We start from the raw sequence: 14432 nt of genomic DNA, 5'->3' as shown, positions 1-14432 counted from the left end.
ATTGATTGCTCACTCCTTGATTCCTGATGCGGCAATTCCCTGTTCCAGCGATTCGGCCCCCATGACAAAGAGGATGACAGGAAGCATCATCATGATGACCGAGGCTGCCCAGGCAACCCCTGCTTTGTCCGATGTGATTTCCGGCAGATAAAGGGACAGGGGCCAAAGCCGCCTTTCTTTTAAAAATGTCATGGGCTGCTCAATGGCATTCCAGCTCTCTAAGAATCCAAGGACCATCACAGATACGATTCCCGGCTTTCCCACAGGAATCCCCACCCTGGCAAATATGGAAAACTCCCCAGCCCCATCCAGCCTGGCCGCCTCAATCAGTGGCCTTGGAATGGACTCAAAGAATTTAGCCATGATAAATACCGGGAATGCGGAAAAAATCCCCGGAAGTATGACTGCCAGATGGGTATTTAAAAGGCGCATCTTTTTTAGCACAAGATATCCCGGCACCATTGTCACCTGGAAGGGCTGTATCATCAGGATGATATAGAGGAAAAACAAAGCCTTCCTTCCCCTGAACCCAAAATGTGCAAATGCCCAGGCAGCGGGCAGGGCCGCCAGCAGCTGCCCTCCCAGCACCGCGCCTGTCTGCAAACAGGAATTCCAGAACATCACATAAAATCCCGGCGAGTCCAGAAGCAGTTCCACAAAAGGGCGTAGGGTGGGATACTCCGGAAGGAACACAGCCTTGACCGGGGAATTGCCCACCCCGAACAAGGCTCCGAAACGCTCCAGCATTTCCCCCTCTGACATCAGCGCATTGCCTGCAATCAGCAGAAGAGGCAGCCAGACAAAGAGACACACCGCCGTAAGGATAAGATTAACCAGTACACGTTTTACCATTGCTATCTCCTTAAAGGCCCTCCCTGCGTCAGTCATCCAGGGACCTTTCGGCGTATCTGCGCCGGAAGACGCCTGCACACACCAGGACCGGTATCAGGACCGCCGCCTCCACCAATACGGAAGCAGCGCTCATTTTCTGTATGTCCAGGGATACGAACCAGTTGTTGAACAGATGCTGCAGCATATAGATGCTTTCATGGGGATAATCGCCCGCCACAAGATAGGCTTCCCTGAATACTTTAAAGGAATTGATGATTGACAGCACTGCGGTCAGGAAGGCCGTGCCCTTTAACCCGGGCAGTGTGATGAAGCAGAAGCACTGCCATGGACCGGCCCCGTCCACCCTGGCCGCTTCATGAAGTTCCTGGGGGATGGCGTTCAGCCCGGCCAGCCAAAGCATCATATCATACCCTGTATTTTTCCATATGTAAGTAACCACCAGGATGCCAAACGCGCTTGGCTGGTTCAGCCAGTCCTGTCCGGACAGCCCCACCAGCCCGGCCAGCTGTCCCAGAAGTCCCTGGGGATAAAAAAACAGCTTCCATAGGAGGACCACCGAGGCAACCGGGATGGCCATGGGCAGGAGGATGGAGGTCTTATAGACATTGCCCCCTCTGCCTGCCGGTGATGCATGTCCGGAGCAGGACTGTATCATCACGGCGGTACAGAGGGAAAATGCCATCAGCGCAGGGATGCACACCAGGATGAAACGCAGCGTATTTAAGGCCGCCAGGAGGAATGCCCGGCTCTCCAGCACAAGCCTGAAGTTAGCCAGTCCCACGAACCGTCCCCCAACCGCCTGCCTGAAGGAGCGCGCCACCATATCCGCAAACGGGATCAGGATGAAGACAGCCGTCCCTGCCAGGCTGGGGGCCAGGAACAGCCATGCCTTCCTATTCCGAGAAATACAGATCCGCTTTGTTCTGCGCATTTGCAGCTGCCTGCTCCAGCGGCATGGTTCCATCAAAGAATCCCATTGTCTCATCAACTATGATCTCCACAAGTACCCGGTCCGTCCTGATTGGGTGCGTGGCCATGGCCGCGGTTTCAAATAACATTTGGCACTCTTCCCTGGTAGGCGAACTGCCGGTGATACTATAAGAACCGTCGCCCAGGGTCACACTCAAGCCCCCGCCCTTATCCCCGCGGTCCACCCATACGTCTACTGCCCTGGTATTCACCGGGAGGCCGTCTGAGAGGTCACTGGACTGCACCTCCTGCCCCAGCACAAAGAGGACGAATTCCTCTGCCAGTCCTTTCCTCGGGCTTGCCTGGTTGATTCCAATGGTACCGTTTGGCAGATAGGATGCATTTACACCCTCCATCCTGTACCCATTCTTTTTCTGTACCGCCAGCAGGAGCGGCATGTCAAACATCCCTCTTACTTTATCCACGGCGGCAGCCGACAGGTTCCGGTCCACACGGTCGAATTCACTTCCAGGGAATCCGTCCGCACTGTCAACACGGTTATAGACACGCCCTCTTCCCCCATCCTCGGATTCATCAAAGCTGACCCTGGCCCCGCTGGCATCCCCCAGTATCTTTACGGTCTCAATCAGCTCCTGGATTTTGCCCGGACGCAGCTTACCCGTGGCGCTGTCCACAATCTCGTCATAGGTCAGCGCGATTACCTGCCGCATCAGATTCTCATAGCTGCACTTAGGACGCAACGGAAGGTAGGACGGGTCGCTCTGGTAGTTCCGCATTGCTTCCAGGGATGACAGGCTTCCTATGGCCTCTTGGTCGCCGTATGCAACGAACAGGATCATTCTGGACGGTATATGGTATATGCTTTTATCTGCCTGCGTATAAGGTCCTGCGGCCTGTTCCATCAGCTCCCCTGAGGATATCATCGGCTCCAGGATTCCCCGCATATCCTCCAGCACGCCTTTTTCAATGTAAGATTCCACCGGAAGGCCGTCCAGTATCAGGACATCCGCGCCATTACCGCCCAGAAGCTCAGTATTCAGCGCGCGGATGGTGTCTGAGACCGTGGTGTTGCCGCCGCCTTCCTGCCCTCCGATCAGCTCCACCTTCACGTCCGGATGCTTCAGCTGGAACATGGAAGCCGCCTGGCGTATGGTGGACATGTTTTCCAGGTCCAGACCATATACGGTCAGCGTTTCAAGGGGCGCGGAGGGCATATCCCTGTCATATGTGTAATGTTTTATCTCATGCAGGTCAGATTGGGACATCCACACATAGAAATCAGTTTCATTTCCCACAAACAGTTTCCTGATGTATGCACTGGGAAGGCTCAGGGAGTTAAGGGTCCCGTCCGCCACTGTCTCCCAAAGGCTCCCGCCCTGGTTCATATGGTGGATACCCTCTGGATCAGCCGTGTAAAACCCGCCTTTCCCATCCGGCGCCATGGCCGCATACATGCTGCTAAGGTCCGTGGACCGGTACGCGTATTCGGTTGTGGCGGCCGCTGACTGGCTGGAGATGTCATATTCCAGAAAACCCTTGCTTCCATTGGTAATATACTGGTTTCCGGCAAGAAGACCGGATGTCTTCCATTCTGATGCGCCGGACTCCTGAGGCAGGGAGAACAGCTTTTCCCCTGTCTGGCTGTATGCAGACGTTTCCCGTCCGGTTGATAACAGGATTGTCCCGTCTTCTGTAACAGCCCCAAAATCAACCTGCGTGTCGTAATATCCCCGGTCATTTTTCACTGAGAATACATGTTCCAAAAGGGCCTGGGGCGCCTGCCCCTCTGACAGCCTGGCCATATTGCATTTGTAGTCATCCCCGCCCTGATATAACACATAGCGGTTTCCATCCCCGCCATATATCATGTGCAGGCTGTCATAGGGAAATGTCAGCCCTTCCATCATACTCTCTTCCTGTTTCTCCCAGCCATCCCCGGTCCACACGTACCGGATGGCTGTCTTATCCTTATCCCTGATTGTGTATAGTTCCAGTTCCTTATCCCAGGTCTGTCCCACATCCGCCACATGTTCCCCGTCTTCCAGGGGAATGCCGATACTGCTTTCCACGTATCTTCCCCTGGGTATGTCCTTCTCCTGGCGCGCCTGGTTTTCCCCTGACGTACCCGTTTCAGGCGTTCCAGGGGCTGAACACCCCCACAGTCCTGTTACCATGATACATGCTGTAAGGCAAAGGCCCATCAGCTTTTTTATCATTGCAAATCCCTCCCTCATAATCCGTGATTTTTGTGATACCCGTATCATATCAGACAAATCTCTAAAAAACCTTAAAAAATGGAAGAATTTCTTTTAGGATTTTTAGAGATTTGTCTGATATAATGTTTTTGATGATTTAACACAAGCTTCAATACAATAAGGATACCGGTACCGCGTCACATCAACATGGGTACTGGTGGCGCGAGGTATGAACATGAGGATTCTGCTGGTTGAAGATGATAGGGAATTAAGTGGTACCATAAAGCTGCAGCTGGAACAGGCAGGCTATGAAACTGACTGCTGCGGACAGGGACAGGAGGCATTCTATTATGCGTCTGAATATCCCTATGATGTGATAATATTGGACCGGATGCTTCCCCAGATGGACGGGCTCAGCGTGCTCCAGGGATTGCGGCGGATGGATATCACCACACCGGTCATCATTACCACTGCGCTGGACGGCGTCAATGACAGGATAGACGGGTTGGACGCCGGGGCCGACGACTATCTGGTTAAGCCATATGCTGCCGGCGAGCTGCTTGCCAGGATCCGGGCAGTCACCAGACGGCCCGGCAGGCTGGAACAGGGCCGCGCAAAAACATTTTCCAATATAACCATGGACACGGACCGCCGCGAACTGGCCGGGCCTTCCGGCACTGTCAGCTTAAGCAGGAGGGAGGCCGCCCTCATGGAATACCTGATGCGCAATGCCGGACAGGTACTCCCCCGGGGGCTGATACTGTCCTACATATGGGGGCCTGACTCCGAAGTGGAGGACGGCAATCTTGACAACTATATCTATTTCTTAAGAAGGCGCCTCAAAGCCGTTGGCACGGCTGCCCAGATCAAGACCGTGCACGGGATTGGCTACCGCCTTGAGGATGGAGGCGGCCATGATTAAAAAACTGCACCGGCAGCTCACCGCCCTTTTTACCATGGTAACCGGCCTTATCCTGACCCTGGTGGTCATAGGAAGCCTGGTGGTCAGTTCCAGGGAACTGGAGAAAAAAACACTGGAAGCCTTCCAGAATGATGTCCTTAACATCACCTCCAGGCTTCAGTCCGGCGCCACCATCAGCTGTACCTGGCTGTCACAGCTGGAAAGCAGCGGCAGGCTCATCATACACATCGAGGACAACGGGATTCCCCTGCTCTATTCCGGCTCCTGGTCCCCGCTCACCGACCGGGATCTCTTGATTGGACGCGCCAGGGAAATGGCCCTGGCCCAGCACATCGACCCATCCCTAAGGCCGGTATCCTCCTCGCTGCTGCGCAGCCCCGTATATACGGTGGAGGGAAACCACAAGGATTCCTATCTTGGATGTGTCCTTGTACTTCCGGTCGGTAAGGGGTTCCAGAGCCTGACCCTGCTGGCCTATAAAGATCCTGCCTCATCCAGCCTGTACAGTCAGGGATTCCTGTTCCTCCTCCTCAACCTGGCGGGAATCGTGGCCCTTATGTCAGTAAGCTGGATCCTGGTGGGAAAATCCTTAAAGCCGCTGAAGGAAAGCCAGCAAAAGCAAAATGAATTCATCGCGGCAGCCTCCCATGAACTGAGGGCGCCCCTGGCCGTCATACGTTCCAGCCTGTCCGCGGCCCGGTCAATGCCGCAGAACCGGGAGCAGTTCATGGATAATATCGATAAGGAATGCTGCCGTATGTCCTATCTGGTGGGCGATATGCTGCTTCTGGCATCCGCGGACGCGGGACACTGGATCATACGCATGGCGCCCTTGGACATGGATACCCTTCTCATTGATATGTACGAACGGTTTGAACCGCTTTATCGGGACAAGGGAGTGGCGCTGCTTTTAGAGCTTCCGGAGTCCTCCCTGCCCAGGATAAACGGGGATGGGAAGCGCCTGGAGCAAATCCTGTCCATCCTCTTAGACAATGCCCTGCGGTATACCCCAAAGAACGGCTCCGTCAGACTTTCCGCCTCCGTGGAGCAGGTGAACCATCTGCTCCACGGAACAAAAAAAAGCCTGTGTCTGACCGTGTCAGACCAGGGCTGCGGAATCGATGATTATGCAAAAAAACATATTTTTGACCGTTTTTACCAGGCCGACAGCTCCAGAAGCGATAAACAGCATTACGGACTGGGACTGAGCATTGCCAAAGAGCTGGTACAGAAACATGGCGGCTCCATCAGCGTTACGGATTCACCATCCGGAGGCGCCTGCTTTGTGGTGCGCCTGCCGGTGATGCCGTGAATCAGCCTTGTCCGCCCTCCCCATCCAGTGTGAAACGCTGGGTGGGATATCCGTATTCCACCAGCAGTTCCGCCTCTGCAAACCCCAGGCTTTTAATTTCTTCCCGCTGCCCATTGTCTGCCCTGTCACCTTCCCGGAATGTGGTGATGCTGATTTTCCTGTCCTTCATCCACTCACCCATAAGCCGGTCCAGCAATGCCCTGGGAATCCCCTTCTTCCTGTACAGCGGATGGCTGCCCATAAAATCAATGCTTCCGTCCTCGCGGGAGAACAGAAGGATACCCACGGCAGTCTCCCCGTCCTTCATGACCAGGGCCTGTCCCCCAGCAATCTTCTGTTTCAGTTCGCGGACATACTCCGTCTCATCCAGATACGGAAAACCATCCACAATCAGGCGGACCAGCTCCATCACGCATGGGACGTCCGCCTCTGTTGCCAACCGGATATCCATCTGTGCCCTTTCCTTTTTCTCCAGCATGGCGTATGTTCCCTGAAACTCAAACCGCAGCTGCAGAGGATAGAATTTCTCATTTTCCCGGTATCTGCTGGGAGGAATCTTATACATGGCTGAAAATATATCCGTAAATGCCTGCTGGCTTTCATATCCTGACGCCAGCGCTATGTCAATGATGGACTGGCTGGAGAAGACCAGCAGTTTAGCGGCCTCTGTCAGCTGCCTCCGCCTGACATAGTCATGGATGGTAAGTCCCACTGTCTGGGAAAACACCCGGTGCATATGATATTTGGAGTAATGGACCTTATCTGCAATCTGTTCCAGATCCAGTTTCTGCGTCAGATTGGATTCAATGATGTCAATAATCCGTGTTACTTTTTCAATACGGTTCATTCCCGGTTTCCTCCTTTCTCCCTGTATTGTGGTCCTTGTCATGGCTTCCGTCAATTATAGACTTGGTGCGATATCCTGTCTTCATCATTCTTGCTCTATTTTTATTTTTTCTGATTCATTTTAGCTCTGATTCATTCTTACTCTGATTCATCCTTGCCCTGATTCATCCTTGCCCTGATTCATTCTTATTCTTCCTATATATATGTCCCATCTCCTGTTCCGGCAACAGCCCTTCGATGGAATACGCAATCACAAATACGACTGCCAGGTTAAGTATAAAACGGCTGGCTGCAAACCGCAATCCCAGGGAAGAGATTTCGAAAAGCAGAAGCGGTACACGGATACTAACACTGGAACACAGGAAAATAAGTACATTGGAAATGCGCCCGCCCTTCTTCAACAGCAGTCCTGTAATGGGAAGCAGCGCATAGACAGGCACTGCTGTAAGCATTCCCATAAAAAGTGACAGGAATGCGCCGGACACACCGGACCGGTTCCCTATCATCCCCATCATTTCATCCTTTTCCACCCATACGTCCATCAGCCCCACGCAGAGGAACACAGGAGCCAGGTTCCATACGAACTGCGAGAGTCCTGCGCCCGTATAGGAAATGACGCCGTACCACATACCAGGCAGAAATACCAGGACCAGAAAAAGAACCAGCAGACAGACCAGGATTGTCATAATCCATGCCCCTGACTTCTTCATAATACCGCCTCCAATATAAGGGCTGTCAGCAGGGAAAACAGGAAAAAGAACAGGTTCCGCAGGACTGCTGCCCGGATTCCCAGATATTTTGTCTCAAGAGGCAGCGTTACAAGGCCCACTGTTGTCAGGGCGGATATGAATGCCGCCATCTGCGCTGTCCCCGCCCCGTTCTTAAGCAGCTCAGAAACCACCGGGAATACTGCCAGGACCGGTACCAGGGTCACTGCCCCCGCAGCAGCCGAGAGAAGGATTCCGCCAAATCCCGTTCCTGTCCCAAGAAAACCGTGTATCGTCCCCGGTGTCAGTACCAGAAGGACGGCGCCCGTACACATGAGGATTGCAAGAAAATAAGGCAGCACTCCCTTCATCATAAGCAGCGCCCTTTTTACTGCCATCTTTGTCTTCTTCCTGTCCTTATGGTATGAAACCGCCAGCAGCACGGCGGACAGGCCGTAATAAAACATTGTGAAACCAATAGCCATTCCCGCTCTCCTTTTCTCTCCTGTCATCTTGCATATATGTGTCAATTATAATACAATCATGTCAGGAGGTAAGTTGCCCAGGCAACGTAATTGCGATGAAACCAATGATTGAGTATTTAGAAGGAACCAGGCTGTTTGCAGGCATTTCCAGGGAAGATACCGGCCGTCTTTTATCGTGCCTGAACGCCTATCCTGTGGAATATGCACATGATACTGTCATTATTGAGGAAGGCAGCCAGGTCCGGGCCTTCGGTATCCTTTTGTCAGGGCGGGGCAGATCTTATAAAACAGACCTGGACGGCAACGTCCTTACCGTCACGCTTTTAAACACGGGAAGTGAAATCGGTGTGATCCTGGCAGCCAGCCCTAATCATCCAAGTCCCGTGTCAGCCGCAGTGGAACGCGGAAGCGCTGTACTGTTTATTTCCTATGACAGTTTGATGAACAGCTGCGCCAGAAACTGTGCCTGCCACAAGAGGCTTATCCGTAACTTCACAGCAAGCGTGGCTCAAAAGGGCCTGGTGCTCCATGAACGGCTGGACTGTCTGCTCCGCCCATGTGCGCGGGATAAAATCATGGCTTATTTAAAAAATGCCTCCTGCCCATCGGCCGGAGGTACCTTTACTGTCCCTTTAGACAGGAATGCCATGGCCCAGTACCTGAACATGGACCGCAGCGCCCTGTCCAGGGAACTGTCCAAAATGAAAGCAGACGGAATCATGGATTTCCATAAATCCACATTCCGTCTGCTGGATTAGATTGTTCCGGCTAACACCTGAAGAATGGAAACCAGTTCTTCACGGCTGTCAGCCGGATATGTCAGGAACCAGACATAGCCACCCCTGACCGCAATGCATTCCAGCCGTTCCGATACCCATGCCTGGTCAAGCCCGGATATATCTACTGAAGCAAAGTCCTCTGGAGAACCGGCAAATACAGCATCCCTCATCAGAAGTCCCGCCATTTGGCTGGCCATGCCTGCATCCTTCAGACGATAGACATCCTGCCGCATCCAGACCTCCCTGCCGTCTGCATCAATCACCTCAAACGTATCCCAATGCTCTGTTAAAAGTGACTGTCCATATTTTACCTCACTGACCTGGTTTTTTATAAAACTCTGTGTCCGTTCCCCATTTATCCCAATATCTGAAAGTACAAGATACGGTCCATCCGTTTCAGCCGGCATCGCATGTTTATAGCTTCCTGCCCACTGGCAGATTGCCAGGACGCCAAAGACAGCGGTAAACAGCATCAGGGAACCGTTCAGGAACTTTGATATTTTGCAGCCCGGTACCTGCAGATAATCAGAAAGCTTCCCCGTATTCATCCTGCGGCACAAACGGCCAAGATACCATATCCCCCGTAAATCCCTGTACATCAGCCATAAGAATAAAAAGATGAATCCGGTCACGGCCGCTGTATTCTCAATCCAGCCCCTGTATGCAGATGCCGCCAGGTGGCTGTGCCCTCCATAGCCTCCCAGCATACTCCCTAATAACAGAAAGAATGCAATGGACAGCGGCAGCTGCAGAAACGAAACCATATATTGTTTTTTCAGCCCCTTCAATGCAGCTGCATACGCCTCCGGCTCCAGGTACAATTCCGATGCGCCGCCGTTCCCGGTTGCGCTGAACACGTGGATAAAACCGCGTCCTGTCACATATGCCCAGCCAGACTCCTTATAGGCGGCAATCTGTTCTTCTGTAAAAGGCGGTTCACCTGATTGGGCAGGCACTGCCGGAACAATCCCATACCGTATCGATTCCGGCTCCGAACGCCTGAAACTGCTTAAAAATGCGCCGCGTTTTACAAGACGCCAGCCCTTCCCAGCCATTTTTGTATAAAACAGCCTTGTCTCCCCTATCGCAAACTCCTGGGGATGAAATGCATATTTTCGTTCCATTATCTTTTATCCTCCACACTTTTCTGCTAGGTTGGGTACCATTTGGGCACCATATTAAATGTATCTGCACCGCTTAAATTCCGGGTATGGCTCTGCCAGAATCAGATGGATATTGTCAGAGTAATCTACGTTTTGGGTATTGTCATCAATAAATGAAATATCCCGGCAGAGAGCAAAAAGGCCCAGCAAGGTCCGCAAGGGATTTTTTTGCGCCTCCATTTCCAGCGCCTCCATCAGCATTTGGGCCCAGCGCAGAAGTTTAGGCTGTTGGTACTGCCGGGCGTAAAGCACAAGTTCTTCCTTGGAGGAAAAGAAACTATAAAAGTAAGACTTTGAAATGCCTACCTTCCTGCATATGAACTCTATGCTGTTGTGGATAAGCCCTCTCTCATTTCCGGACATACCTCTCCTCTTCATTTAAAGTATGAGAACAAAATTTCTTCATTTTACTGCATCCTCTTTGATTTACTGATAAATCTGATTGATTTTCCAATAACCATTCACCTTTCTAAGATTGATACCGGAATCACCGCCCCTCATGACTGCTACATTTCTTTTTGTGATTTTCATTGTCTTTATTCCTCTTTCCATATGATTATTTTAATTACGTGTAATCATTAGACGCAGGAGCAGGGGAAAAGTTTCATAGTTACGATTTATTTTTTCTCACATTCCCCGGTCCGCCTATCTTGCCAGAAAAAACGCCCTGATCCACGGCTTTCGTCCCTCGTTCATCCACAGCAATACTCCCTTCCTCATTCCAAACATTTTCACTATATCTTAGCTGCTTTACTCCGTCCTCTTGGATATAGGGGTTTTATGTTCTATTACTATTTGAAAATTCCTGTAGCTCCATAGTTACAAATCGTGAAATCATTTCCCGATATAAAGCTTCTGCCATATTGGCATCTGCTCCATATTCTTTTGCCATATTCCGGACTTTGGCAATGACTGCATCCACACGATCAGGGGCTTTGACACTGGCCTCGTTCTTCTTAAATTTGGAAGCCTGAATCACATAATTCCCCCTCTCTGCTATCAGTTTTATGATTTCGTTATCGATTCGGTCAATATTGGAACGTACTTCTTCTAAACTGCTGCACTGCATAATCGTTTCTCCTTTTGCCATATCCATTATAATGTTACTTTATTTCTGCAGAACAATTTCCTTCCACCTTTCATCCTCCTTTAAAAATCCATAGCTTTCTTCATCCCGAAAGCATTTTAATAAATTATTCTTCAGTTCAGCCAGGAACTCCCCCCTCATTTCCTTAAATTCCATATGCCCGTAAAGAGGGGACCTATAAAAGCTGCCTATCTGCCCTATGCTGGAAAGCATTTCTTTCATTGTAGCAATTACTGTATCTGCATCCTGTTCCGCGGTTGCAATATCAAGCCGGGAAGACGCCTCACAGTATTTTCCCATTTCAAAGCACCTCGCCAGCTCCTCCTGCTTCCTTACCAGCATATGCGCCCGGTCCATCTCACCCTGATCCATTGCCAGCATATACATTCCATGAAGCGCTCCGCTTGCCAGCTGATAATGTGAGTAAAGAAGTTCCTCATAGGCTTTATATGCCTCGGAAATCCGGTTGGTTTTGCCGTAAATCTGTGCCTGTTTCATTTTCTTTACCGGGTCCTGCATCATACGTTGTGCATCCAGTATTACAGCCAGCTGCAAAATCAGCTGTTCACAATTTGGATACTGTTCCAGTTTCTTCTTTACCCACAGAAACGCCTCTTTATAAGGCTTTTCCTTCAGCATGGAGTTTGCTTCATAAACGAGCGCTTTTATTTCCTCTGCTGTCAGCTCCTCACGGAATGACAATAAAATATCTGTCGTAATGCCTAAAAGCCTGGCAATGGGCGCCAGCAGCATAATATCCGGCATAGAAGCCCCATTTTCCCACTTATTGACCGCCGGTGCCGTAACTCCAAACCTGCCCGCTATCTCTTCCTGTGTCATGTTTTTATTTTTACGATATTTACGGATTACCTGTCCTAACTGCATATCAGTGCCTCCTTATTTTTTTGTATTGGCCTTTGCTGGTTTCATGATAGCAGACAGCTGCATTCTTCACAACTGAACAGGCGTTAAGTATCTTTCAAAAATATTAACCATCGCTCATATTCAAGATAGCCGCCTCTTTTCGACGAGACATAGGTAATCCGGCCGTATGTACTGCAATCTGTCACTCCGCATTCTTAAAATAAGTCGAATAGCCATTATTTACAATTGTTCCATTTTGGAGGACTTGCCCCGCAATAAGAAACATATTCAAAACATCAACACATGAACCACCGGCATTTATAATACAAAGGAAAATAATGAACCAATTTGAGATTCCAAAAATTGATAAAACCGCAGGAAGTATGAAAGATAACAGCAGCAGCGGCATGATCGATATAAGCATGAATCTCTTTTTTGTCATTATTTCTTCTGTATACACAAAAACGAATCCACCGTTAAATCCCCAATAGGTACATGGGGAATGAAATACATGGGGGATAAATAGGGCATGTATCAGCTCATGTATGAGCAGGAACAGAATGACAGCCAAAATATATACCAGGCTTTTTATATTAATTTGAAATTCCACTATAAAACCGTCCGAATAGATAAAACTTTTAAATACAGGTGAGAGTAAAAAAAGCCATATTCCATTGACCGTCATCAATATGATTGATATTGGAAGCGAATACAAAATTGCTATACCTAAATTGGAGGGTTCCTTTAATCTATTCCAGCCAGATAATAGTAATTCTTTTGTTCTCTCTTTATTCTCGCCAGGTATTTTTTTCACAAATTGCATGTTTAAGTGTTCTCCTCAGCTTCCTATTCATGTTCCATTGAACCATCCTGCAGACGGAAAGCTGCTTTACGGGAAGTAGTGGTTTACCATGCTCCTGGTCTGAGTTAACCATTCTTCCCGTTCAGTGAAGCTGCCTTCATATGGATGTCCTAAAATAACAGATACTTTCATTGATACCTCCTTGTCAGCTTTCCATTTATCCTTAGTTCCGCCCGTTATCCGCACCACCGCCAATCCACATCCATGGAACCCACTCCTTTCAAAAAACAAAAAGCTCCTGTCCCCAAAGGAACAGAAGCCATAAACCCTGCAATGCCACCTACTCGGTTTTTCACATACAAACATATGCTCTCATCATAACGGTTAGAGTTTCCGTCAGCGCCTACTTGAAATTCAGGCTGCCCTCATAAGCCCATTCACCGCAGCTTGAAATGCCTTCTCCCACCAATAAAGGCTCTCTGTAATTTCTCCGCCATGGTTACTCCTCTTACTCAACGGTTTTCATGTAAAATTGAACTTATTGTACTCCTATGCAGAAACGCTGTCAATAAGGCATTTTTAAAAACTAAAATTCATAAGCCGCTCATAGTCAATTCATAACCTTTTCATGACTCAGCCTGAGATTTCACAGCTTTCTGATTATGCCTGGAATTTCCCGCATAGTCAAATCTTGGACCGCACAGTCTAAACTCAAAGGTTTCCCGGTCAACCGCGCCAACCACCTGGTCACTGTCATACAGTTCCAGCAGAAACGCTGCCATCTGCCGGCTGGTGTGGCAGGTCCCAAAGAGCCTGTCATAATCACACTCACAGACATTGTTTGCCACTTTTCCAAATTCTGTTTTTGTGGCTGCCGGCGCCAGAACCTTGGCCCGCATCTTTGCCCCAGCTTCCTCCAACTCCCTTGCCAGACCTTCCGTGAATGTGCTTACATAAAATTTTGCCGCACAATAAGTAACGGCAGTAGGTACAATCGTGTACCCGCCACAAGAGGATATATTAATAAGCTGTGTCCCCTCTATGTCCTTATAATCCCGCACAAACAGGGACGACAAAATCGTGAGCGCCTCCACATTTAAGTGGAGCATGCTTTCAATCTTTCTCAAATCCTGATGCGCCACGCTGTCATAGTTCCCAAAGCCTGCATTATTAATCCATGTATCCAGCGGATACTCCTTCAGGCTTTCATAGAACTGATACACGTTTTCCATAACGGACAGATCCGTGGCTCTGACCACCACATCCAGCTCAGGATTGTTCGATAAAATGTCTTTCTTCAGTGCCTCAAGGTTATCCTGGCGGCGGGCTGCCACAACCAGGTTCCTTCCACGGGCGGCAAATGCCCTGGCAGTCTCATAACCGATGCCGGAACTGGCGCCGGTGATTACCGTATATGCTCCTTTTTTCTGTACCATTTGAAAATCCTCCTTTATCCTGATATAATCGACTATACAATGTAGAGTAAAC

The 14432-nt window shown here is 49.9% G+C and carries 16 protein-coding genes; 3 read left to right on the top strand and 13 right to left on the bottom strand.

The features are described from left to right. Positions 1 to 9 precede the first annotated feature (9 nt). From MCJ35_RS06775 to MCJ35_RS06765, 3 genes are read right to left on the bottom strand one after another with little or no spacing between them, the layout of a single operon-like run. Positions 10 to 852, bottom strand: a complete 843-nt coding sequence (locus tag MCJ35_RS06775; protein WP_025482321.1) for a carbohydrate ABC transporter permease — start codon at positions 850 to 852, stop codon at positions 10 to 12. 28 nt (positions 853 to 880) lie between these two features. Next, positions 881 to 1783 carry a carbohydrate ABC transporter permease gene (locus MCJ35_RS06770; RefSeq protein ID WP_025482322.1) on the bottom strand — a complete coding sequence of 301 codons (903 nt, stop codon included), beginning with the start codon at positions 1781 to 1783 and terminating at the stop codon, positions 881 to 883. After that, positions 1746 to 3998: a hypothetical protein gene (locus MCJ35_RS06765; RefSeq protein ID WP_240299415.1), complete on the bottom strand. Its 2253-nt coding sequence runs from the start codon at positions 3996 to 3998 to the stop codon at positions 1746 to 1748. Before MCJ35_RS06765 ends, MCJ35_RS06770 begins: the two co-directional genes overlap by 38 nt. 214 nt (positions 3999 to 4212) lie before the next feature. Here MCJ35_RS06765 and MCJ35_RS06760 point away from each other — a divergent pair, with 214 nt between their 5' ends. Continuing rightward, entirely contained in the window at positions 4213 to 4899 is a 687-nt protein-coding gene (locus MCJ35_RS06760; RefSeq protein ID WP_040380494.1) for a response regulator, read from the top strand. After that, the gene (locus MCJ35_RS06755; RefSeq protein ID WP_240299414.1) at positions 4892 to 6211 is read left to right on the top strand and encodes a sensor histidine kinase; all 1320 of its coding nucleotides are present in this window, start codon (positions 4892 to 4894) and stop codon (positions 6209 to 6211) included. The genes MCJ35_RS06760 and MCJ35_RS06755 overlap by 8 nt, the downstream gene beginning before the upstream one ends. A 1-nt stretch (position 6212) precedes the next feature. Here the strand turns inward: MCJ35_RS06755 and MCJ35_RS06750 are convergent, their stop codons facing one another. From MCJ35_RS06750 to MCJ35_RS06740, 3 genes are all read right to left on the bottom strand, one after another. Beyond that, entirely contained in the window at positions 6213 to 7058 is an 846-nt protein-coding gene (locus MCJ35_RS06750) for a GNAT family N-acetyltransferase (protein ID WP_025482324.1), read from the bottom strand. Positions 7059 to 7221: 163 nt separating this feature from the next. Further along, complete coding sequence (locus tag MCJ35_RS06745) at positions 7222 to 7767, bottom strand: permease (RefSeq protein ID WP_025482325.1); 546 nt, start codon at positions 7765 to 7767, stop codon at positions 7222 to 7224. Continuing rightward, entirely contained in the window at positions 7764 to 8249 is a 486-nt protein-coding gene (locus tag MCJ35_RS06740) for a hypothetical protein (protein ID WP_025482326.1), read from the bottom strand. Before MCJ35_RS06740 ends, MCJ35_RS06745 begins: the two co-directional genes overlap by 4 nt. A gap of 95 nt (positions 8250 to 8344) precedes the next feature. Between MCJ35_RS06740 and MCJ35_RS06735 the strand changes: the two genes are divergently transcribed. Next, positions 8345 to 9007, top strand: coding sequence for a Crp/Fnr family transcriptional regulator (locus MCJ35_RS06735; RefSeq protein ID WP_025482328.1), 663 nt, complete (start codon positions 8345 to 8347; stop codon positions 9005 to 9007). On the opposite strand, the gene MCJ35_RS06730 is transcribed toward MCJ35_RS06735, so the two are convergent. The 7 genes from MCJ35_RS06730 to MCJ35_RS06700 form a co-directional block, all read right to left on the bottom strand. After that, positions 9004 to 10152 carry a DUF2812 domain-containing protein gene (locus tag MCJ35_RS06730; RefSeq protein WP_025482330.1) on the bottom strand — a complete coding sequence of 383 codons (1149 nt, stop codon included), beginning with the start codon at positions 10150 to 10152 and terminating at the stop codon, positions 9004 to 9006. The two genes, MCJ35_RS06735 and MCJ35_RS06730, sit on opposite strands and share 4 nt — an antisense overlap. A gap of 54 nt (positions 10153 to 10206) precedes the next feature. Further along, on the bottom strand, positions 10207 to 10554 hold the full coding sequence (locus MCJ35_RS06725; protein WP_025482331.1) for a TetR/AcrR family transcriptional regulator: 348 nt from the start codon (positions 10552 to 10554) through the stop codon (positions 10207 to 10209). A 415-nt stretch (positions 10555 to 10969) separates the two neighbouring features. Then, positions 10970 to 11260, bottom strand: coding sequence for a chorismate mutase (locus tag MCJ35_RS06720; protein WP_025482332.1), 291 nt, complete (start codon positions 11258 to 11260; stop codon positions 10970 to 10972). Positions 11261 to 11299: 39 nt separating this feature from the next. Further along, positions 11300 to 12163, bottom strand: a complete 864-nt coding sequence (locus MCJ35_RS06715; RefSeq protein WP_025482334.1) for a helix-turn-helix domain-containing protein — start codon at positions 12161 to 12163, stop codon at positions 11300 to 11302. A gap of 181 nt (positions 12164 to 12344) precedes the next feature. Then, positions 12345 to 12965, bottom strand: a complete 621-nt coding sequence (locus tag MCJ35_RS06710; protein ID WP_025482335.1) for a DUF3267 domain-containing protein — start codon at positions 12963 to 12965, stop codon at positions 12345 to 12347. Between the two features lie 66 nt (positions 12966 to 13031). After that, complete coding sequence (locus MCJ35_RS06705; RefSeq protein WP_150825039.1) at positions 13032 to 13310, bottom strand: hypothetical protein; 279 nt, start codon at positions 13308 to 13310, stop codon at positions 13032 to 13034. Between the two features lie 260 nt (positions 13311 to 13570). Then, a complete protein-coding gene (locus MCJ35_RS06700) occupies positions 13571 to 14380 on the bottom strand; it encodes an SDR family NAD(P)-dependent oxidoreductase (RefSeq protein ID WP_240299413.1) in 810 nt (269 codons plus the stop codon). Positions 14381 to 14432 lie beyond the last annotated feature (52 nt).

This window comes from Enterocloster sp. OA13, assembly GCF_022440595.1.
In the GTDB taxonomy this organism is placed as follows: Bacteria; Bacillota; Clostridia; order Lachnospirales; family Lachnospiraceae; genus Enterocloster; species Enterocloster hominis.
The sequence above is the reverse complement of the archived record's forward strand: the minus strand, read 5'-3'. Positions and strand labels throughout refer to the sequence as shown.

Bases quoted from the DNA above. Each gene is read 5' to 3' on its own strand.
- MCJ35_RS06775 (WP_025482321.1), bottom strand. From the start codon at position 852: ATGGTAAAACGTGTACTGGTTAATCTTATCCTTACGGCGGTGTGTCTC.
- MCJ35_RS06770 (WP_025482322.1), bottom strand. From the start codon at position 1,783: ATGCGCAGAACAAAGCGGATCTGTATTTCTCGGAATAGGAAGGCATGG.
- MCJ35_RS06765 (WP_240299415.1), bottom strand. From the start codon at position 3,998: ATGATAAAAAAGCTGATGGGCCTTTGCCTTACAGCATGTATCATGGTA.
- MCJ35_RS06760 (WP_040380494.1), top strand. From the start codon at position 4,213: ATGAGGATTCTGCTGGTTGAAGATGATAGGGAATTAAGTGGTACCATA.
- MCJ35_RS06755 (WP_240299414.1), top strand. From the start codon at position 4,892: ATGATTAAAAAACTGCACCGGCAGCTCACCGCCCTTTTTACCATGGTA.
- MCJ35_RS06750 (WP_025482324.1), bottom strand. From the start codon at position 7,058: ATGAACCGTATTGAAAAAGTAACACGGATTATTGACATCATTGAATCC.
- MCJ35_RS06745 (WP_025482325.1), bottom strand. From the start codon at position 7,767: ATGAAGAAGTCAGGGGCATGGATTATGACAATCCTGGTCTGTCTGCTG.
- MCJ35_RS06740 (WP_025482326.1), bottom strand. From the start codon at position 8,249: ATGGCTATTGGTTTCACAATGTTTTATTACGGCCTGTCCGCCGTGCTG.
- MCJ35_RS06735 (WP_025482328.1), top strand. From the start codon at position 8,345: ATGAAACCAATGATTGAGTATTTAGAAGGAACCAGGCTGTTTGCAGGC.
- MCJ35_RS06730 (WP_025482330.1), bottom strand. From the start codon at position 10,152: ATGGAACGAAAATATGCATTTCATCCCCAGGAGTTTGCGATAGGGGAG.
- MCJ35_RS06725 (WP_025482331.1), bottom strand. From the start codon at position 10,554: ATGTCCGGAAATGAGAGAGGGCTTATCCACAACAGCATAGAGTTCATA.
- MCJ35_RS06720 (WP_025482332.1), bottom strand. From the start codon at position 11,260: ATGCAGTGCAGCAGTTTAGAAGAAGTACGTTCCAATATTGACCGAATC.
- MCJ35_RS06715 (WP_025482334.1), bottom strand. From the start codon at position 12,163: ATGCAGTTAGGACAGGTAATCCGTAAATATCGTAAAAATAAAAACATG.
- MCJ35_RS06710 (WP_025482335.1), bottom strand. From the start codon at position 12,965: ATGCAATTTGTGAAAAAAATACCTGGCGAGAATAAAGAGAGAACAAAA.
- MCJ35_RS06705 (WP_150825039.1), bottom strand. From the start codon at position 13,310: ATGTTTGTATGTGAAAAACCGAGTAGGTGGCATTGCAGGGTTTATGGC.
- MCJ35_RS06700 (WP_240299413.1), bottom strand. From the start codon at position 14,380: ATGGTACAGAAAAAAGGAGCATATACGGTAATCACCGGCGCCAGTTCC.